The organism is Kitasatospora sp. MMS16-BH015, from assembly GCF_002943525.1.
In the GTDB taxonomy this organism is placed as follows: domain Bacteria; phylum Actinomycetota; class Actinomycetes; order Streptomycetales; family Streptomycetaceae; genus Kitasatospora.
In genome coordinates this window covers 7,247,541-7,265,142 of the sequence record NZ_CP025394.1, presented here as the reverse complement: position 1 = coordinate 7,265,142, position 17,602 = coordinate 7,247,541, and the positions used below count along the sequence as shown (strand labels likewise).

The window sequence follows — 17,602 nt, the reverse complement described above, 5'->3', positions numbered from 1 at the left end:
CAAGGAATCCACAAGAACGGGGTCTACCGTCCTGCTCCGTTGGACCGACCAACCGAGTTGGGATCGAAGGAGACACCGCCGTGAACCGACGCACCGCCGCCGTGACCGCCGCCCTCACCCTGGCCGGGGCGCTGCTCGCCACCGCCCCCGCCCAGGCCGACACCGCCTCGCCCGCAGCCAAGGCGCCGACCGGCGACGGGGCCAAGGGCATCTGCAAGCGCCTGCCGAAGACCGAGGCCCGGGTGGACGCCTCGCTCAAGCGGCTCAACGGCGACGCCACCGTGGCCGGCTCGGTGGCCCGCCTCACCCAGCGGGTGGCCGACGCCAAGGCCGCCGGCCACACCGAGGTCTACACCTACCTCAACGACCGGCTGACCTTCCGCAAGAGCCTGGTGCCCACCCTGGAGACCCGCCAGGCCGACCTCAAGTCGGTGGCCGGCTGGTGCTCCGCCCAGGGCTACTCGGCGGCCGCCAAGTGAGGACCCACCGCACCCGCCGCAGCACCGGGGCCGCCCTCGCCGCCCTGCTGCTCGGCACCGGCCTGCTGCTCACCGCCTGCGGCCCGACCCACCAGGGCGGCGGCCAGGCCGAGCAGCAGCCCGCGAGCACCTCCTCGGCCGGCGCCGGGCAGGCCGACTCCCAGCAGCTCCAGGAGATGCAGCAGAAGGTGGACGGCGCCGAGAGCGCCGCCGCCCAGGCCGAATCCGACGCCGGCCAGAACAACTGAGCCCGGCCCAGCTGACGGACACCCACACCGACGCTCCGACCGCCCGCGCACCCGACCGCGCCGGTGACCGACAGCGTCAGCTGCGCCTCACCAGGACGGCCCGCCCCTTCTCCCACGGGGCGGGCCGTCCTGCTCCGTGGACACACTGGTCCACACCTCGGACGGTGCTTGACCTGCCCGACGGCCTCGGTCACGATCAGCGCATGGACACCGGCACCCATCTGGTCTGCCGCCTGCACGTCGATCTGCGACGCCAGGCGAGCGACATGTGTGCCTGCTGACGGTTCGTCCCGCTCCACCCCGTGAGATCTGCTCCGGGGCCTGACCCGCACCGCCGCGCACCCCGTACCCGCGTACCGCCATACCGCCGTACCCCCGCGCAGCCGGCACCCCCGCGTATCCGTCGCCCACCCCTGTCCGAGGTGACCCATGACCGTCGAACTCGCCATCGCCCCGAGCGCCACCGCCGCCCCGACCGCCACCACCGCCGCGCCGGCCCCGCTCTCGCCCGCCGCGCTGCGCCGGATCGTCACCGAGCTGGCCGAGCGGCCCGCGGAGTGGCTGCACCGGGTGCGACTCTCGGCCGGCGAGCGCTGGTACGAACGGGTCGTGCTGACCGAGGACCACGAGGTCTGGCTGATCAGCTGGCTGCCGGGGCAGTCCACCGGCTTCCACGACCACGGCGGCTCGCGCGGGGCGTTCACGGTGGCGCTCGGCGAGCTGGAGGAGTACTCGTTCGGCGCCCAGGGGGCGCTCACCACCCGCCGGGTGGGCTCGGGGACCGCGCGGGCCTTCGGGCCGGAGTACCTGCACGACATCCGCAACACCTCCGCCGGCCCGGCCGTCACGCTGCACGCGTACTCGCCGCCGCTGAACGAGATGACCCGTTACGAACTGCGGGCCGCCGGGCTGGTCCGCACCGCGACCGAAGGGCCTGAGCAGTGGTGACGACGGTGGAGCAGTTGGTGGAGCGGTCCAGGGCCGGGGTGCACCGGCCGGAGCCGCGCGAGGCGCACGAGGCGGCCGGCCGGGGTGCGCTGCTGGTGGACATCCGGCCGGAGGCGCAGCGGGCCCGGGAGGGGTCGATCCCCGGGGCGCTGGTGATCGAGCGGAACGTGCTGGAGTGGCGGCTCGACCCGGTGGGCAGCCACCGCATCCCGGAGGCCACCGGCTACGAGCTGGAAGTGATCGTGGTCTGCTCCGAGGGGTACGCCTCCAGCCTGGCCGCGGCCTCGCTCCGCGAGCTCGGGCTGACCCGGGCCACCGACCTGGCGGGCGGCTTCGTGGCCTGGGCCGCAGCCGGACTGCCCACCGCCTGACCGGGTACGACCTGATGGTGTGACGTGGCTCAAGGTTTCGCCCGCCCGGGCTCCGGGCAGGCGACACCGGTCCCGACACACTGTCAGACCAGAAGCTCCGTACGGCGCACCGCGCCGAAGTTTAGGATCGGTTCGTGATCAGATTCGACGGCGCGGCCAAGCGCCACCCCGACGGCACCATCGCCGTCGAGGGGCTAGACCTGGACGTGCCCGCCGGGCGAATAACCGTACTCGTGGGCCCCTCCGGCTGCGGGAAGACCACCCTGCTGCGGATGGTCAACCGGATGGTCGAGCCGACGGCGGGCCGGGTGCTGCTCGACGGCGCCGACGTGGCCGGGCTGCCCGCCGCCAAGCTGCGGCGCGGCATCGGGTACGTCATCCAGCAGGCCGGGCTCTTCCCGCACCGCCGGGTGATCGACAACGTGGCGACCGTGCCGCGGCTGCTCGGCTGGGACCGCAAGCGGGCCCGGGCCCGGGCCGCCGAGCTGCTGGAGCTGGTCGGTCTGCCGCCCGAGACGGCGCGGCGGTACCCCTTCCAGCTCTCCGGCGGCCAGCAGCAGCGCGTCGGGGTGGCCCGGGCGCTGGCGGCCGATCCGCCGGTGCTGCTGATGGACGAGCCGTTCAGCGCCGTCGACCCGGTGGTGCGGGCCGGGCTCCAGGAGGAACTGCTGCGACTGCAGAACGAGTTGAACAAGACCGTGCTGTTCGTCACGCACGACATCGAGGAGGCGGTGCGGCTCGGCGACCAGATCGTGGTGCTGCGCGAGCACGGCCGGATCGCCCAACTCGCCGACCCGCACACCCTGTTGACCGCCCCGGCGGACGAGGGCGTGGCCGCCTTCCTCGGCCGTGACCGCGGCCTGCGCGGCCTCGGCCTGCGCCCGGCCGCCTCCGTCACCGTGCAGCCGATCAACGGCCCACTGCGGCACGGTGGTTGGCAGCTGACCACGGACGCCGAGGGCCGCCCCACCGAGTGGCGGCACACCGACGGCCGCCGCCAGGACGTGCCCGTCTTCCACCCCGCCACCGATACCCTGCGCTCCGCCCTGGACGCCGCCGTGCTCTCCCCCACCGCCCTCGCGGTGGCGGTGGACGCCACCGGCCGCGCCGTCGGCGCGGCCGACCGGGCCGCCGTGCTGGCCGCCCTCGCGGAGCCCGCGAGCACGGGCGGGCCCACGGGCACGGGCCGGCCGACGGGCACAGGCGGGCCCACGGGCAAGACCGGGGCCGAGAGCACGACCGGGCCCGTCGAGGAGCCGGAGAGCGCCGATGGACGGTGAACCGCTGGTCCGCTGGTACTGGATCGGCGACCACCTCTCGTACCTGCTCTCGCTCACCCTCACCCATGCCCGACTCGCCCTGGTGCCGGTGCTGATCGCCCTGCTGATCGCCCTGCCCCTGGGGCTGCTCTGCGCCCGGCTGCCCCGGCTCTACCAGCCGGTCTCGGCGGTCTTCAACGTGGTGTACGCGCTGCCCTCGCTGGCGCTGTTCGTGATCCTGATCCCGTACACCGGGCTGGCCACCCAGGCCACCGTGATGGTGCCGCTGACCGGGTACGCGCTGGCCGTGCTGCTGCCCACCGTGGTGGACGGCCTGCGGTCGGTGCCGGAGCCGGTGCGGCAGGCGGCCACCGCGATGGGGTACGGCCCCTGGCGGCGCCTCGCCGCCGTGGAGCTGCCCGCCGCCGTGCCGTACCTGTTCTCCGGCCTGCGGGTGGCGGCCGTCTCCAGCATCTCGCTGGCGGCCGTCGGCGCGCTGGTCGGCCAGGGCGGCCTCGGCTACCTCTTCACCGACGGCTTCCAGCGCACCTTCACCACCCCGATCCTGGCCGGCATCGTGCTGGTGGCCCTGCTGGCGCTGGTCACCGACCTGCTCCTGGTGCTGGCCCGCCGGCTGCTCGCCCCCTGGGCCGTCCGTCCGAAGGGGGCCGCGCGGTGAACTGGCTCGACTGGCTGAACACCTTCTTCACCGCCCCGGCCCGGCAGAGCGGCCCGGACGCGATCACCCACCGGATCGCCGAGCACCTGGCCTTCAGCGGCGAGGCGCTGCTCTGGTCGGTGCTGCTCGCCGTGCCGCTCGGGCTCTTGATCGGCTACACCGGGCGCGGCGCCGTCGCGGTGACCACGCTGACCGGGGTGGCCCGCGCGCTGCCCACCCTGGGCCTGGTCACGCTCACCGTGCTGCTGGCCGGGGTCGGCTCCACGGCGGTGCTCGTGCCGCTGGTGGCGCTGGCCGCCCCGCCGCTGCTGGTGGCCACCGTGGAGGGCATCCGGGGCACCGACCCCGAGCTGCGCGACGCGGCCCGGGGCATCGGCCTGACGCACCGTCAGGTCCTGTTCGGGGTCTGCCTCCCGGCCGCCCTGCCCACCCTGATCGCGGGCCTGCGCACCGCCACCGTCCAGGTGATCGCCACCGCCACGGTGGCCGCCTACGTGGGCCTCGGCGGCCTCGGCCGGTACGTGATCGACGGGTTGGCCACCAAGGACTTCCCCGCGACGGTCGGCGGCGCCCTGCTCGTGGTGCTGCTCGCCGTCGCCGCCCAGCTGTTCTTCGCGGCCCTGCTCCGCTACGGCCTCCCGGCCGGCCTGCGCGCCCAGCGCGCGGCCGCCCGCCGGGGCTGAGACGCTCCCCGCTCCGCCCGACCCGACCCAGAAGGACGCCCGATGATCTCCCGTGTGCTCCGTACCGCCACCGCCCTCGCCCTGCTGGCGGGCGCGGCGGCCTGCTCCTCGTCCTCGGGCGGCAGCGACCCGCTCGGCGGGAGCTCCGCCTCGGCCGGTGCCGGCTCCGCCTCCGGCAAGACCGTGGTGGTCGGCTCGGCCAACTTCCCCGAGAACGTGCTGCTGGCCTCGATCTACTCGCAGGCGCTCAAGGCCAAGGGCGTCAAGGTGACCGAGAAGTTCAACATCGGCAGCCGCGAGGTGCTCTACGGCCAGCTGGAGAGCGGCGCGCTGAGCGTGCTGCCCGAGTACAACGGCGCGCTGCTCGGCTACCTCGACCCGAAGACCACGGCCGCCGGCACCCAGGCCGTCAACGCCGCGCTGCTCCAGAAGCTGCCCGCGACGCTGGCCATCCTCGACTCGGCCGCCGCCGAGGACAAGGACTCGCTGACCGTCTCGCAGGCCACCGCCGACGCCAAGCACCTGAAGTCCATCGCCGACCTGGCCGCCGCCGGCCCGCTCACCGTGGGCGGCCCGCCGGAGTTCAAGTCCCGCAAGGAGCAGCAGTTCAAGGACGCCTACGGCCTGACCTTCAAGGAGTGGAAGCCCACCGGCGACACCACCGCCAACGCGATCAAGGACGGCACGGTGGACGTGGGCAACGTCTTCACCACCGACCCGAAGATCGTCCAGCTGAAGCTGGTCACCCTGGAGGACCCGAAGAACGTCTTCAGCTCGCAGAACGTCACCCCGCTGGTCAACAAGTCCGCCGTGGACGCGACCACCACCGCCACTCTCAACGCGATCTCCGGCAAGCTCGACACCGCCGGGCTGACCGCGCTGATGAAGCGCGTCGCGGTGGACAAGGAGGACCCGGCCACGGTGGCCAAGGACTGGCTGAAGACCAACAACCTGGGCTGAGCCACGCCGAAACCCCGAGGGGCGCGAGCGACCGCAGCGGTGTGCGGTGCTCGCGCCCCTCGGGGTTTCGTCGTCCGAGCCGGCTCAGTACCAGTGGTGGTTCTGCCAGAAGGACCAGGCGGCGTTCGGGGAGCCGTAGCGGCCGTTCATGTAGTCCAGGGCCCAGCGGATCTGGGTCTCCGGGTTGGTGCGCCAGTCACTGCCGGCCGAGGCCATCTTGGAGCCCGGCAGCGCCTGGGCCAGGCCGTAGGCGCCGGAGGAGGCGTTGGTGGCCTGGATGTTCCAGCTGCTCTCGTGGCTGATGATGTTGCTGAAGGCGGCGTACTGGTCGGCCGGCACGATGCTCTTGGCCAGCGCCTTGACGCCGCTCGGGCTGGTGTCGGTGGCGTCGAGGGCCGGGCGGTCCTCGGAGCGCGAGGCCTTCTGCTCCTCGGCGGGCTTCGGCTGCTCGGCCGGCGCCTGAGCCGGCGCGGCGGGGGCCTGCGCGGCCGGGGCCTGGGCCGGGGCCGGCGCGGCGGGGGCAGCGGGGGCGGCCGGAGCGGCCGGGGCCTGGGCTGCGACGGGGGTGGTGGTCACGGCGGCAGCGGCGTGGTCCTCGGGCAGTGCCACCGCGACGGTGGCGGCACAGGCGGTCGCCAGACCGGCGGCCACCACGAGGGTGGAACGGCGGCGGACGGCGGCGGTGAGGGAGCTACGCATGGAGTGTGGCCTTCCTGGACCGGGCCGGGGCTCGGTCGGTTGGTCGGGCCGTGGGCACACGACAGCAGAGCGGCTTGGCGCCGCTCGCTGCGGGAGTGTGCCGACGACCGGGGGCACCCAGGGCACCGGCCCGCATTCGGGCCGCTTACGGGTGCCGTACGGTTCGCGCTCCCCCGGGGCCGACCCGGCTCGTTGACCGGCATCGACTGGGCGGAGCGCCTTGCGACTCCACCCACCATGCCGAACCCCCCGACCGGGATCAACCACCCCCCACTACGACCCCCCGTCGTAGCCACCGCGCAGCCTTGGCTTCCATACCCCCGCCCCGGGCGCCCCCGCCACGCCCCTCCCGCCGCCCGCCCCGACCTACTACCGACCGTCGTTGCTTGGATTGCCCTGTGGCTGGTGTCACCGCCCCGGGGGCCCAGAGCTCACCCGCCGTGACGCCTCCGCTGCGGTGCGCCCGACCGAGGGGGTGACCGCCGCCACAACGAGCGACCGCGGAGGGGTCGACCATCACCACCCCGGATGGGCCGTATACGATCTGCCGACTCGTCCCACCTCAGCCGGAGCCCCGCCCCATGCGTCGCACGACCGCCACCGTCACCTTCCTCACCGCCCTGCTCGGCACCGCCACCGCCTGCAGCTCGCCGGGCACGCCCGCATCCACCCCGACCGCGCGCGAGCAGTTGCAGGCGGCGGCCAAGGCCATGGAGCTGGCAGGCGGTGCACAACTGCGGATCGACCAGACCTGGCCCGGAGACGCTGTTCAGCAGGTCGCTACGGTGCGGTGGCACCCGAGCCTCCAAGCCGTGTTCGACGGGGACAACCTGCGCCTGGTGAACGGCGCCGCCTTCCAGGCGAACCGGGTGGCCGGGAAGACCTGGACCCGGGCCGACGGGCCGGCCGGCCTCGCCTCCAACGGCCACGCCCGTGGGCCGGACGCGCTGCCCACCGCCCTGCTCAAGGTCTACCAGCGGATCGACCCGGCCAAGGGACTGGCCCGTGCGGCCGCCGGCTCCCCGTCCGTGGTGGGCCAGGAGGAGATCCAGGGCACCCCGACCACCCACCTGCACGCCCAGCTCGCGGCCGCCGACTACTACACGGACCCCACCGAGGCTGCGGGCAGCCGACGTGACGAGCTCCGGGCCCTCCTGAAAAAGCTGGGCACCACCGAGGTCACCGCCGACTTCTGGCTCGACCGGGACGGTCGGCTGCTCCGCCGCGTCGAGACGGAGGACTCCACCCTCGGCCAGGTCACCACGACCACCAGCTTCAGCCGGTTCGGCGTGCCGAAGGAGGTCACCGCCCCACCCGCCGACCAGGTCGCCGACACCAGCGAGGTCCTCGACTTCATCGCCGCGGCACAGCAGCCCTGACCTGGGCAGCCACGCCGCAGGGTGCGGGTCCGGCCGGGACGCCCCCCGGCGCCCCGGCCGGTCGGCGGCGTTGCGCTGGGCCCCCGCCGCGTTCGTACACCCGGCCGATCATTCCGGATCGCCCCACCGCCAGCAACTGAGATGACGGCCTCCACGCCCCGCCCCCGAGGCCGCCACATCCGCCACACTCCGCGACAAACAAGGGCGTTGACGAACTGTTAGGACTCTTGACAGACGAGTGGTCCAGACCAACCATAGGCGGTGTTGTTCCGACCGGGATGCATCGTGGGGGTGTGACCACCGGCCGGCTGTGCCTGTGCACCGCCGTACCACCCCAGCGCCACCCGAGTCCGGCCCCGTCATGCCCAAATCCGGGCGAACGGCCTTCGCAATCACGTCTGTTGGAGCACTCATGCGCCTGCACAGATCCATCCAGGCACTGCTGACCAGCGGTGCCACCCTCGCTGCCGCCGTCGGCCTCGCCGTCGTCGGCGGCGGCTCGGCCCAGGCCGCGACCCCACTGCCGCAGCACGTCTTCGCCCCGTACTTCGAGCCATGGACGGGCGCGAGCCCGGCCGCTCTGGCCCAGCAGTCCGGCGCCAAGTACCTGACCATGGCGTTCATCCAGGCCGCCACCAAGGGCTCCTGCACGGCGTACTGGAACGGTGACACCGGCCTGCCGATCAGCCAGAGCAGCTTCGGCTCCGACATCGCCACCATCCGCGCCAACGGCGGAGACGTGATCCCGTCCTTCGGCGGCTACACCGCCGACAACACCGGCACCGAGATCGCCGACAGCTGCACCGACGTCAACGCGATCGCGGCGGTGTACGAGAACGTCATCACCACCTACGGCATCAGCCGGATCGACCTCGACACCGAGGACAACTCGCTGACCAACACGGCCGGGATCGACCGCCGCAACAAGGCGATCAAGCTGGTCGAGGACTGGGCCACCGCCAACGGCCGTACCGTGCAGTTCTCCTACACGCTGCCGACCACCACCAGCGGCCTGGCCACGAGCGGGCTCGCCGTGCTGAAGAACGCCGTCTCCAACGGCGCGCGGATCGACGTGGTCAACCAGATGACCTTCGACTACTACGACGGCGCCAGCCACGAGATGGCGACCGACACCGAGAACGCCACCACCGGGCTCTACAACCAGCTGGCCAAGCTCTACCCGGGCAAGACCCCGGCGCAGCTGTGGGGTTCGATCGGCATCACCGAGATGATCGGCATCGACGACTTCGGCGCGGGCGAGACCTTCACCGCCGCCGACGCCACCACGGTCTACAACTGGGCCACCAGCAAGGGCGTCAACACCCTGTCGTTCTGGGCACTGCAGCGCGACAACGGCGGCTGCGTGGGCACGGCGGGCAGCGACACCTGCTCCGGCATCGCCCAGGGCACCTGGGACTTCAGCCACACCTTCGAGCCGTTCACCACGGGCAGCGGCCCGGTGCAGAACGACTTCTCGCTGACCGCCTCCCCGGTGGCCGGCTCGGTGGTCGCGGGCAACACCGTCAGCACCACGCTGAACACCGCCGTGACCTCGGGCGCCGCCCAGTCGGTCGCGCTCTCCGTCTCCGGCGCCCCGGCCGGTGTGACCGCCACCGTCAACCCCGGTAGCGTGCAGGCCGGTTCGAGCGCCACCCTCACCCTGGCCACCACCGGCTCGACCGCCCCCGGCAGCTACCCGCTGACCGTCACCGGCACCGCCGCCTCCGGCAGCCACACCGCCACCTACACGCTGAACGTCTCCGCGATGGGCGCCAACGACTTCTCACTCGCCGCCTCGCCCGCCGCAGGCTCCGTGACCGCCGGCGGCTCCACCACCGCGAACCTGGCCACCGCCGTGACCTCGGGCAACGCGCAGACCGTCGCACTCTCCGTCTCCGGCGCCCCGGCCGGCGTGACCGCCACCGTCAACCCCGGCAGCGTGCAGGCCGGTTCGAGCGCCACCCTCACCCTCGCCACCACCGGCTCGACCGCCCCCGGCAGCTACCCGCTGACCGTCACCGGCACCGCGCCCTCCGGCACCCACACCGCCACCTACACCCTGACCGTCACCGCCGCCACGAGCGGCGGCCTGGTCAACGGCGGCCTGGAATCCGGCAGTCTGGCCCCGTGGACCTGCCAGAGCGGCGGCGCGGTGGTCACCAGCCCCGCCCACGGCGGCACCCACGCGCTCCAGGCGGCCGCCACGGCCGGGCAGACCGGTGAGTGCGACCAGACCGTGACGCTGGCCCCCAACACCAAGTACACGCTGACCGCCTGGGTCCAGGGCAGCTACGCCTTCCTCGGCGTCAGCGGCGGCGCCACCGCCTCCAGCTGGACCTCCTCCACCGGCTGGACCCAGCTCTCCGTCCCCTTCACCACCGGCGCCAACGGCACCGTGACGGTCTACCTGCACGGCTGGTACAGCCAGGGCAACGTTTACGCCGACGACTTCGCCCTCAGCTAGCCCCGGCACACACCCTGACGGCCCCCGCCCGCCCGGGCGGGGGCCGTTGCGCCGCTCCGACGATCAGCTCCTATGATCTGCTGCCATGGACGAGGGGCAGCAGGGCGGACACGGGTGGGCCGGCACGGCGGGGCGCACCCCCGAGCCCGACTGGGCCGCCCTGGCCGACCGGAACGAGCAGGACCACCGGCGCCGCAAGCAGCGCCAGGTGATCGGCGCGGTGATCGGCGCCACCCTGGTGATCGGCGGCATCACCGCGACGGCGGTTAACCTCACGGGCAAGGGCGGCTCCCCCACCGCGGCCGCCGCCACCCCCAGCGACAGCCCCTTCCCCACCCCGGCCGCCCCGGGCCCGGCCGCGAGCGGCGACCCCGACCTCTCCCGCGGCTTCACCACCACACCGGAGCCGAGCACCAGCATCTCCGCCACGGCCTCGAAGTCGCCCACTGCACACAGTAGTTCGCCTACCCCCGCCCCTAGGCCCGATCCGCTCGCCGTGATCTCCACGGCCGGCACCGACACCGCCCCGCTCGACCCGGCCGCGCTCTTCCCCGCGCAGGCCCCGGGCATCGGCGGCCACACCTGGACGAGGGTCACCACCGCGACCACCACCCCGTGCTGGAAGGCCACCACCGGCGGCCTGGGCAACGTGCTGGCCCCACAAGGCTGCCAGAGCATCCTTCGCGCCACCTACGCCTCCGGCACCGCCGCCGTCACGGTCGGCATCGCCGTCTTCGACCACCGCAGCCAGGCCGACGCCGCCCAGGCCGGCTACCAGGGCCAGCTCCAGGGCCTGGTCACCCCCGGCTCGATCTCCTTCTGCACCGGCCCCGGCTGCGCCACCACCCACGGCGCGATCGGCCGCTACGCCTACTACACCGTGGCCGGCGCCCTCAAGCCCGGCGGAGCCACCCAGGACCCCACCGCCACCGCGGCCGCCCCGTCCTTCGCCACCCTGACCCAGGACCGCCTGCTGGCCCGGGGCCACTGACCGCACCGGCGCTCGCAGAGCTGATAGTCGGCTGCCGGATCGCGGACGGGCTGAACCTCCCGGACTGCCCGCTCAGCGCCGGGTGTAGCGGCAGCCCACGCCCTCGTCCGGATCGCCCACGGTGACGGCCAGTACGAGGGCGCCGTGCGCGCCCATCGCGAGGTCCACCTCGTAGCCGTGCTGCCCGATGCTGACGGGCAGCCGCTCCGGCGGATGGGCGGTGTCCCCGGTCGGCACGGTCCACTGGCCGGCGCCCGAGGTGCGGGTGGAGATCTGGTCGTGCTCGTCGAACTCGAGCGGGAAGCCGGTGGCGGTGAGCGTCAGGTCGGGGCGCAGCACCAGGGTGGAGGCGCAGTCGCCGGTCCAGGTGCCGATCAGCTGCCCGGCCGTCACCGGCTTGCCGTAGGGCCCCAGGCCGCCGGTGAGGTAGGCGCAGCCGCTCGCGCCCAGCAGCACGGGCAGCAGAGCGACGGCGAGCAGGCGAGAAGCCATGGTCAGGGCCCTTTCACGGCGGGAGCAGGGCGGATCATCGCACAACTCCCGCCGCGCTGACCAGGCTTGTCAGACCGTGGGCTTCCGCCCGCAGAGCGTCAGGAAGGAGGCTCCGGCCAGGGCCGCGCTGCCCAGCACCACCACGCCCAGCAGCACGGCCGAGGGGTGACCGCCGGCGCTGCTCAGCGGAGCGACCAGCGCGCCGCACAGGTACGTGCCCAGACCGAGCAGCGCCGAGGCCGAACCGGCCGCGTGCGGCGCCATGGTGAGGGCCGCGCCGGCGGAGTTGGGCAGCACCACGCCCATGCCGGCCATCATCAGGAAGAGCGCGGGCCAGACCCCCGCCAGGCCGGTGTCCCAGACCGCCGTGCAGAGCACCAGCGCGGTGCCCGCCACCACCACGCAGGCGAGGCCGGTCCGCATCAGCAGCACGCCGTCCAGCCGCTGCGCCAGCACCCGGCCGTTGAGCTGGGTGAAGCCCACCAGGGCGACCGAGTTGGTGGCGAAGAGCAGGCTGAAGGTCTGCGGGGAGATGCCGTACACCGTCTGCAGCACCACTGAGGAGCCGCCCACGTAGGCGAAGAGCGCGCCGAAGGCGAAGGTGCTGGTCAGCACGTACCCGAGGAAGACCCGGTCGCGCAGCAGGCCGCCGATCGCCCGGACGGTGGTGCCCAGGCCGTCGCCCTGGCGACGCTCCGGCGGCAGCGACTCGGGCAGCCGGAGCAGGGCGCCGAGGGTGAGCAGCGCGCCGAGCACGGCCAGCACGGCGAAGGTGCCGCGCCAGGAGGTGGCCCGCAGCAGCTGGGCGCCGACCAGCGGGGCGAAGATCGGCGCCAGGCCGGAGACCACCCCGAGGGTGGCCAGGAAGCGGATCATCGCCGGGCCCTCGTACCGGTCCCGGGCGATGGCCCGCCCGATCACCAGACCGGAGGCCCCGGCGGCGCCCTGCAGCGCCCGGCCGGCCACCAGCACCGGCACCGAGGGGGCGAGCGCGCAGAGCACGGTGGCCAGGGTGTAGACCGCCATCCCGATCACCAGCGGCCGCCGCCGGCCCAGCCGGTCGCTGAGCGGGCCGAAGAAGAGCTGGCCGAGGGCCAGGCCGATCAGCGAGGAGGTGAGGGTGAGCTGCACGGCCGGCGCGGTGGAGCCCAGGTCGCGGGTCAGCGCGGGCAGCGCGGGCAGGTAGAGGTCGGTGGTCAGCGGACCGAGCGCGACCAGGCCGCCGAGCAGCGTGACGATGACCCGGGTGGGCTTCGCCTCGGGCCGTATCCCGGTGTCGTCGGTGGCTTGGGTGCCGAGGGCGGGGGCGGACATGGGGCGGCGGCTCCTTGCGGGACGTTGCTGCGTGCTGGTCGGGCAGCCACCGGCGGGCGGCATTCGAACAGACTGCCCTACTCCACGTGCTCCGCGTACCGCCGTAACCGGTCGCCCGCAGCTCCGTCAGCTCCGCCACCGCCCTGACACTGCCCAGCCACCAGCCTGAGCGGCGGGAATTCCGGCCCGGTGGGCGGCCGTTCGCAGCTCCGGGGGCACAGCCGGTGCATCCCGTACCCGTCTCCCCGGAGGTCCGATGCCCGCCCACCGTCTCCTCACCGTCTGCGGCAGCCTGCGCGGCGGCCGTTCGCTCAACCGGGCGGTCACCGACACCCTGCCGGAGCTCTGCGAGCCGGGCGCCGAGGTCACCGACTACCGGAGCATCGGTCTGCTGCCCTTCTTCGACCAGGACGTGGAGCTGGCCGGGCCGCCCGGGTCGGTGCTCGAACTGCGGCGGCTGGTCGCGGCGGCGGACGGGGTGGTGCTGGTCAGCCCCGAGTACGCGCACGGTACCTCGGGCGTGCTGAAGAACGCGCTGGAGTGGGTGGTCGGCGGCGGCGAGTTCACCGACAAGCCGGTGGCCGTGGTCACCGCCTCCCCCGGCCCGGCCGGCGGCGACCGGGCCCAGGCCTGGCTGCGCGAGACGCTGGAGATGATGGGCGCCCGGGTGCTGCCCGAATCCCTCCCGATCCCCTTCGCCACCGGCAAGGTCACCGGGGGCCGCCTGACCGACCCGCCCACCCGCACCGCGCTCGCCGCCGTGCTGGCCGCGCTCGGCAAGGCCGCCGAGGAGCAGGCCGCCCGGCTGGCCGCCGACTCGGCCGGCTGGAACGCCGAGTGAACCGGTGGCCGGATAAGACCGACCGGCAATTGGGGGCGGTCTAAACCGCTTGCCTGCGGTAGTAGGTTCGTCGGCGATCACCGGCTCGGGGCCCCGGCCCCCGGCCGGCCGCCGTCCGTACCGACAGGAGCCCTCCTTGACCACCGACGACCGCACCGGCCCGCCCCTGCTCGGCGGGGAGCGCGAGACCCTGCGGGCCCTGCTCGACTACCACCGGGCCACCCTGGCGATGAAGTGCGCGGGCCTCACCGACGAGCAGCTGCGCGAGCGGTCGATGCCGCCCTCCACGCTCACCCTGCTCGGGCTGGTCCGGCACATGGCCGAGGTCGAGCGGGCCTGGTTCCGCCGCACCTTCGAGGACCACGGGATCCCGATGGTCTGGTCGGAGGAGATCGACTTCCAGGCCGCCTACGACGCGAGCGCCTCGACCCGCGCCGAGGCTTTCGCGGCCTGGGAGGCCGAGGTCGAGCACTCCCGCCGGATCGAGCGGGCCGCCGACTCCCTCGACCTGGTCGGCCACCAGCCGCGCTGGGGCGAGGACGTCTCGCTGCGGCTGGTGCTGAACCACGTGCTGCTCGACTACGCCCGCCACAACGGGCACGCCGACTTCCTCCGCGAGGCGATCGACGGCACCACCGGCGCCTGACCGGACGGCCCGGGCGGCGCTGCCCGGACGGCTCGGTCGGCGCTGCCCGGGCGGTCTCAGCCGTTGGCGGCCGAGGCCATCCGGGCCACCGCGTCGTCCTGCCAGGCGAAGAGCTGCTCGCCGACCAGGGCGACGTTGTACGCGCCGCACCGCACGGTCGACCTGCCCAGCACGTCCTGCGGGAACCAGTCGGCCTTGAGGTTGACCTGACCGGCCGGGACGCCCTTGGCGCAGCTCGCCGGCAGCTTGCCGCCGGGCAGGGTGGCCCGGAGCAGGCGGTCGCCGCCGGTGGTGGACATCAGGTACGAGACGTGGGTGGCCGAATCCGGCAGCCAGCGCGGCACCGAGGCCCGGGCCGCCTTGGCCGCCTCGCCCGAGGCGTAGGTGGCCTGCTCCCGGTGGCGCTCGGAGAACCAGTCCGAGGCCTTGGGCAGCGCGAACCCGATTGCCGCCGCCAGCCCCACCGCGCTCGCCGCCACCGCCACCACGGCCTTCCGTGCAGCACCCATGTCCACGACTCCTCCCGTGCCTGCTCTCGGGATCCATCCTGTCCGGGCCGCCCGCCCCTCGAATCAGCACGAGGTCGCGAGGCGTCTCCACCTTGCGGCGTACACGGACCCCGAGACCCCCTCCGATCGGCCCCCGCCGCAGCGCCGGCGGTGGCAGGGAGGGCGGGGATAACCAGGTGCGGGGCCCGCCCGGCCTGGGCTAGCCTCCGCCGGATGAACCCCTGGCTCCCCGCAGACTTCGTCCACCCCGTCCGCGTCCCCGTGCTCGACGGCTACCACCTCCGCCCGATCTCCGGCGAGGACACCGAGCTCGACTACCCGGCCGTGATGGGCTCCCGGGACCGCCTCTGGTCGATCTACGGCGAGGCCTGGAGCTGGCCGCCGGCCACCATGACCTACCAGCAGGACTACGAGGACCTCGTCCGCCACGCGGTGGAGATCGAGGCCCACGAGTCCTTCAACTACGCCCTCTTCGACGAGGCCGAGACGGCCCTGCTCGGCTGTGTCTACATCGACCCCGCCCGCAAGGCCGACTACGAGGCCGAGGTCTCCTGGTGGGTGGTCGACTCCCAGGTCGGCACCGAGCTGGAGCAGGCCCTGGACGCCACCGTCCCCCGCTGGCTTGCGGAGGAGTGGCCCTTCGCCAAGGTCGCCCTGATCGGCCCGGAGATCACCTGGGCCGAGTGGCTGGCTCTTCCGGATCGGTAGGCGGGTCCTTCGGTTCGTGCTGACGCAGCGAGACCGCGGTGTTCGACATCGACTTGATGCCGAAGTACGCCGTGGTCATCGTGCCGATGGTGGTGAAGGCACTGGTCAGGATCGCGGCGACCTCGGTGGCGTTGGAGCCCGTCCCGTGCCGGAGCCAGAGCACCCCGGCGAGCGCCGCGCCGAAGATCGCCAGATCGCTGCAGAACACGACGAGGAAGCCGGCCCGGGCCCGCGTCCGCTCGACCAGCGTCTCTGCCGTATGCGACTGGTCCCTGTCCATGGCGTCCCCCAGACCTCCGTTGCGGGGCCGACACTTTCACGGTAGACCCCGGGCCCGGGCCCCGCTGCTCAGCGGTAGGCGGACTCGCCCGTGATGGCCTCGCCGAGCACCAGGGTGTGGATCTCGGAGGTGCCCTCGTAGGTGAGGACGGACTCCAGGTTGTTGGCGTGGCGCAGCACCGGGTACTCGGTGGTGATGCCGTTGGCGCCCAGGACGGTGCGGGCGGAGCGGGCGATCTCCAGGGCCGCGCGGACGTTGTTGAGCTTGCCGAAGCTGATGTGGGCCGGGCGGCACCGCCCGGCGTCCTTGAGCCGGCCGATCCGCTCGGCGACCAGGTAGGCCTTCTCCACCTCCAGCATCATCTCCACCAACTTGGCCTGGGTGAGCTGGAATCCGGCGATCGGACGCTCGAACTGGATCCGGGTCTTGGCGTACTCCAGGGCCGTGGTGTAGCACTCGCGGGCCGCACCGACGGTGCCCCAGAGGATGCCGTACCGGGCCTCGCCGAGCGAGGCCAGCGGGCCGCGCAGGCCCTCCACCCCGGGGAGCACCGCGTCGGCGGGCAACAGCACCTCGTCGAAGGAGAGTTCGCTGGTCACCGAGGCTCGCAGCGAGAGCTTGCCGTGCACGTCCCGGGCGGTCAGCCCGGGGATGTCGGTGGGCACCACGAAGCCGCGCACGCCGGTCTCGGTCTGCGCCCAGACCACCGCCACGTCGGAGATCGAGCCGTTGGTGATCCACATCTTGGTGCCGGAGAGCACCCAGTCGGTGCCCTTGCGGCGGGCCCGGGTCAGCATGTTGGCCGGGTCGGAGCCGAAGTCCGGCTCGGTGAGCGCGAAGCAGCCGATCGCCCGGCCGGCCGCCAACTCCGGGAGCCAGCGCTGCTTCTGCTCCTCGGAGCCGTAGGCGTGGATCGACCGCATGGCCAGCGAGCCCTGCACCGAGACGAAGCTGCGCAGCCCGGAGTCGGCAGCCTCCAGCTCCATGCAGGCCACCCCGTACTCCACGGCGGTGGATCCGGTGCAGCCGTAGCCCTCCAGGTGCATCCCGAGCACGCCCAACGCGCCCAACTCGGGCGCGAGTTCGCGCGCCGGGAAGACGCCCTGCTCGAACCACTCGCCGACGTACGGCCGGATCTTCTCGTCGGCGAACTTCCGCACGGTGTCGCGGATCAGCCGCTCCTCGTCGGTCAGCAGGTCGCCGACGGCCAGCAGGTCGGCCGGGTCGAGGCGGGAGGGGGTGGACGCCATCTGGATGCTCCTCAGTGGGTGTGCTGTGGTGCCGCGAGTATCGCCTACCGGCGAGTACCACGGGTACGACGCAGCCCACACGCCCGGCCGTGTCCGGGTGCTGCGCAACCTCTTGACGCGAGCACGGTGAACTGGTTCCCTTCCGGCATGCCTCACCCCGTTAGGAAACTTTCCTAACTCGACGCCATGCGCACCACCTCCGTACACCCCAACTGCCCACGGACAGGTGAACCATGACCGCTCGTACCCTGCTGCGCTCCTCCGGCGCCCTGCTGCTCGCCCTCGCCACCACCCTCGGGGTCGCCCAGTGCGCCACCCCCGCCACCGCGCTCACCAGTGACCCGGTGGGCCTCAACGCCCCGTACGAGTAACTGGGTTGGGGCAGCCCGCAGAAGCCCACCG

Annotated in this window: 21 protein-coding genes; 15 read left to right on the top strand and 6 right to left on the bottom strand. The window is 73.4% G+C overall.

Annotated features, from left to right (window positions below):
* The first annotated feature begins 80 nt into the window (after positions 1–80).
* The 8 genes from CFP65_RS31015 (at position 81) to CFP65_RS30980 (ending at position 5,627) form a co-directional block, all read left to right on the top strand.
* On the top strand, positions 81–479 hold the full coding sequence (locus CFP65_RS31015; RefSeq protein WP_174805582.1) for a hypothetical protein: 399 nt from the start codon (positions 81–83) through the stop codon (positions 477–479).
* Positions 476–727 carry a hypothetical protein gene (locus tag CFP65_RS31010; RefSeq protein WP_104819290.1) on the top strand — a complete coding sequence of 84 codons (252 nt, stop codon included), beginning with the start codon at positions 476–478 and terminating at the stop codon, positions 725–727. The genes CFP65_RS31015 and CFP65_RS31010 overlap by 4 nt, the downstream gene beginning before the upstream one ends.
* 429 nt (positions 728–1,156) lie before the next feature.
* Positions 1,157–1,675: a cysteine dioxygenase family protein gene (locus tag CFP65_RS31005; RefSeq protein ID WP_104819289.1), complete on the top strand. Its 519-nt coding sequence runs from the start codon at positions 1,157–1,159 to the stop codon at positions 1,673–1,675.
* Positions 1,669–2,046, top strand: a complete 378-nt coding sequence (locus CFP65_RS31000) for a rhodanese-like domain-containing protein (protein ID WP_104819288.1) — start codon at positions 1,669–1,671, stop codon at positions 2,044–2,046. Before CFP65_RS31005 ends, CFP65_RS31000 begins: the two co-directional genes overlap by 7 nt.
* 134 nt (positions 2,047–2,180) lie before the next feature.
* A complete protein-coding gene (locus CFP65_RS30995; protein ID WP_104819287.1) occupies positions 2,181–3,326 on the top strand; it encodes an ABC transporter ATP-binding protein in 1,146 nt (381 codons plus the stop codon).
* A complete protein-coding gene (locus CFP65_RS30990; RefSeq protein ID WP_104819286.1) occupies positions 3,316–3,984 on the top strand; it encodes an ABC transporter permease in 669 nt (222 codons plus the stop codon). The genes CFP65_RS30995 and CFP65_RS30990 overlap by 11 nt, the downstream gene beginning before the upstream one ends.
* The gene (locus tag CFP65_RS30985) at positions 3,981–4,667 is read left to right on the top strand and encodes an ABC transporter permease (protein ID WP_104819285.1); all 687 of its coding nucleotides are present in this window, start codon (positions 3,981–3,983) and stop codon (positions 4,665–4,667) included. Before CFP65_RS30990 ends, CFP65_RS30985 begins: the two co-directional genes overlap by 4 nt.
* A gap of 42 nt (positions 4,668–4,709) precedes the next feature.
* The gene (locus tag CFP65_RS30980; protein ID WP_104819284.1) at positions 4,710–5,627 is read left to right on the top strand and encodes an ABC transporter substrate-binding protein; all 918 of its coding nucleotides are present in this window, start codon (positions 4,710–4,712) and stop codon (positions 5,625–5,627) included.
* Positions 5,628–5,711: 84 nt separating this feature from the next.
* On the opposite strand, the gene CFP65_RS40040 is transcribed toward CFP65_RS30980, so the two are convergent.
* Positions 5,712–6,326: a transglycosylase SLT domain-containing protein gene (locus CFP65_RS40040; protein WP_104819283.1), complete on the bottom strand. Its 615-nt coding sequence runs from the start codon at positions 6,324–6,326 to the stop codon at positions 5,712–5,714.
* Positions 6,327–6,907: 581 nt separating this feature from the next.
* Between CFP65_RS40040 and CFP65_RS30970 the strand changes: the two genes are divergently transcribed.
* The 3 genes from CFP65_RS30970 (at position 6,908) to CFP65_RS30960 (ending at position 11,160) form a co-directional block, all read left to right on the top strand.
* Entirely contained in the window at positions 6,908–7,705 is a 798-nt protein-coding gene (locus CFP65_RS30970; RefSeq protein ID WP_104819282.1) for a hypothetical protein, read from the top strand.
* 412 nt (positions 7,706–8,117) lie between these two features.
* Positions 8,118–10,169, top strand: a complete 2,052-nt coding sequence (locus tag CFP65_RS30965) for a glycosyl hydrolase family 18 protein (RefSeq protein WP_104819281.1) — start codon at positions 8,118–8,120, stop codon at positions 10,167–10,169.
* Positions 10,170–10,254: 85 nt separating this feature from the next.
* On the top strand, positions 10,255–11,160 hold the full coding sequence (locus CFP65_RS30960) for a hypothetical protein (RefSeq protein WP_104819280.1): 906 nt from the start codon (positions 10,255–10,257) through the stop codon (positions 11,158–11,160).
* Between the two features lie 72 nt (positions 11,161–11,232).
* Here the strand turns inward: CFP65_RS30960 and CFP65_RS30955 are convergent, their stop codons facing one another.
* Positions 11,233–11,652, bottom strand: coding sequence for a hypothetical protein (locus CFP65_RS30955; RefSeq protein ID WP_104819279.1), 420 nt, complete (start codon positions 11,650–11,652; stop codon positions 11,233–11,235).
* A 69-nt stretch (positions 11,653–11,721) separates the two neighbouring features.
* The gene (locus CFP65_RS30950; RefSeq protein WP_104819278.1) at positions 11,722–12,966 is read right to left on the bottom strand and encodes a multidrug effflux MFS transporter; all 1,245 of its coding nucleotides are present in this window, start codon (positions 12,964–12,966) and stop codon (positions 11,722–11,724) included.
* A gap of 256 nt (positions 12,967–13,222) precedes the next feature.
* On the opposite strand from CFP65_RS30950, the gene CFP65_RS30945 reads away from it, so the two are divergent.
* Positions 13,223–13,807 (top strand): NADPH-dependent FMN reductase, encoded by a 585-nt coding sequence (locus CFP65_RS30945; protein ID WP_104819277.1) that lies wholly within the window; start codon positions 13,223–13,225, stop codon positions 13,805–13,807.
* A 136-nt stretch (positions 13,808–13,943) separates the two neighbouring features.
* Positions 13,944–14,453, top strand: coding sequence for a DinB family protein (locus CFP65_RS30940; protein WP_104819276.1), 510 nt, complete (start codon positions 13,944–13,946; stop codon positions 14,451–14,453).
* Positions 14,454–14,509: 56 nt separating this feature from the next.
* Here the strand turns inward: CFP65_RS30940 and CFP65_RS30935 are convergent, their stop codons facing one another.
* Positions 14,510–14,962, bottom strand: coding sequence for a hypothetical protein (locus CFP65_RS30935; RefSeq protein WP_104819275.1), 453 nt, complete (start codon positions 14,960–14,962; stop codon positions 14,510–14,512).
* A gap of 213 nt (positions 14,963–15,175) precedes the next feature.
* On the opposite strand from CFP65_RS30935, the gene CFP65_RS30930 reads away from it, so the two are divergent.
* Positions 15,176–15,670: a GNAT family N-acetyltransferase gene (locus CFP65_RS30930; protein WP_104819274.1), complete on the top strand. Its 495-nt coding sequence runs from the start codon at positions 15,176–15,178 to the stop codon at positions 15,668–15,670.
* On the opposite strand, the gene CFP65_RS30925 is transcribed toward CFP65_RS30930, so the two are convergent.
* Positions 15,633–15,950 (bottom strand): hypothetical protein, encoded by a 318-nt coding sequence (locus tag CFP65_RS30925; protein ID WP_104819273.1) that lies wholly within the window; start codon positions 15,948–15,950, stop codon positions 15,633–15,635. The two genes, CFP65_RS30930 and CFP65_RS30925, sit on opposite strands and share 38 nt — an antisense overlap.
* A 68-nt stretch (positions 15,951–16,018) precedes the next feature.
* Complete coding sequence (locus CFP65_RS30920) at positions 16,019–17,200, bottom strand: acyl-CoA dehydrogenase family protein (RefSeq protein ID WP_104819272.1); 1,182 nt, start codon at positions 17,198–17,200, stop codon at positions 16,019–16,021.
* A 233-nt stretch (positions 17,201–17,433) separates the two neighbouring features.
* On the opposite strand from CFP65_RS30920, the gene CFP65_RS41385 reads away from it, so the two are divergent.
* Entirely contained in the window at positions 17,434–17,571 is a 138-nt protein-coding gene (locus CFP65_RS41385) for a hypothetical protein (protein ID WP_254552655.1), read from the top strand.
* Positions 17,572–17,602 lie beyond the last annotated feature (31 nt).

Bases quoted from the DNA above. Each gene is read 5' to 3' on its own strand.
- CFP65_RS30950 (WP_104819278.1), bottom strand. From the start codon at position 12,966: ATGTCCGCCCCCGCCCTCGGCACCCAAGCCACCGACGACACCGGGATA.
- CFP65_RS30920 (WP_104819272.1), bottom strand. From the start codon at position 17,200: ATGGCGTCCACCCCCTCCCGCCTCGACCCGGCCGACCTGCTGGCCGTC.
- CFP65_RS30935 (WP_104819275.1), bottom strand. From the start codon at position 14,962: ATGGGTGCTGCACGGAAGGCCGTGGTGGCGGTGGCGGCGAGCGCGGTG.
- CFP65_RS30945 (WP_104819277.1), top strand. From the start codon at position 13,223: ATGCCCGCCCACCGTCTCCTCACCGTCTGCGGCAGCCTGCGCGGCGGC.
- CFP65_RS30965 (WP_104819281.1), top strand. From the start codon at position 8,118: ATGCGCCTGCACAGATCCATCCAGGCACTGCTGACCAGCGGTGCCACC.
- CFP65_RS30955 (WP_104819279.1), bottom strand. From the start codon at position 11,652: ATGGCTTCTCGCCTGCTCGCCGTCGCTCTGCTGCCCGTGCTGCTGGGC.
- CFP65_RS30980 (WP_104819284.1), top strand. From the start codon at position 4,710: ATGATCTCCCGTGTGCTCCGTACCGCCACCGCCCTCGCCCTGCTGGCG.
- CFP65_RS40040 (WP_104819283.1), bottom strand. From the start codon at position 6,326: ATGCGTAGCTCCCTCACCGCCGCCGTCCGCCGCCGTTCCACCCTCGTG.
- CFP65_RS30925 (WP_104819273.1), bottom strand. From the start codon at position 15,950: ATGGACAGGGACCAGTCGCATACGGCAGAGACGCTGGTCGAGCGGACG.
- CFP65_RS30990 (WP_104819286.1), top strand. From the start codon at position 3,316: ATGGACGGTGAACCGCTGGTCCGCTGGTACTGGATCGGCGACCACCTC.
- CFP65_RS30960 (WP_104819280.1), top strand. From the start codon at position 10,255: ATGGACGAGGGGCAGCAGGGCGGACACGGGTGGGCCGGCACGGCGGGG.
- CFP65_RS30930 (WP_104819274.1), top strand. From the start codon at position 15,176: ATGAACCCCTGGCTCCCCGCAGACTTCGTCCACCCCGTCCGCGTCCCC.
- CFP65_RS41385 (WP_254552655.1), top strand. From the start codon at position 17,434: ATGACCGCTCGTACCCTGCTGCGCTCCTCCGGCGCCCTGCTGCTCGCC.
- CFP65_RS30970 (WP_104819282.1), top strand. From the start codon at position 6,908: ATGCGTCGCACGACCGCCACCGTCACCTTCCTCACCGCCCTGCTCGGC.
- CFP65_RS31005 (WP_104819289.1), top strand. From the start codon at position 1,157: ATGACCGTCGAACTCGCCATCGCCCCGAGCGCCACCGCCGCCCCGACC.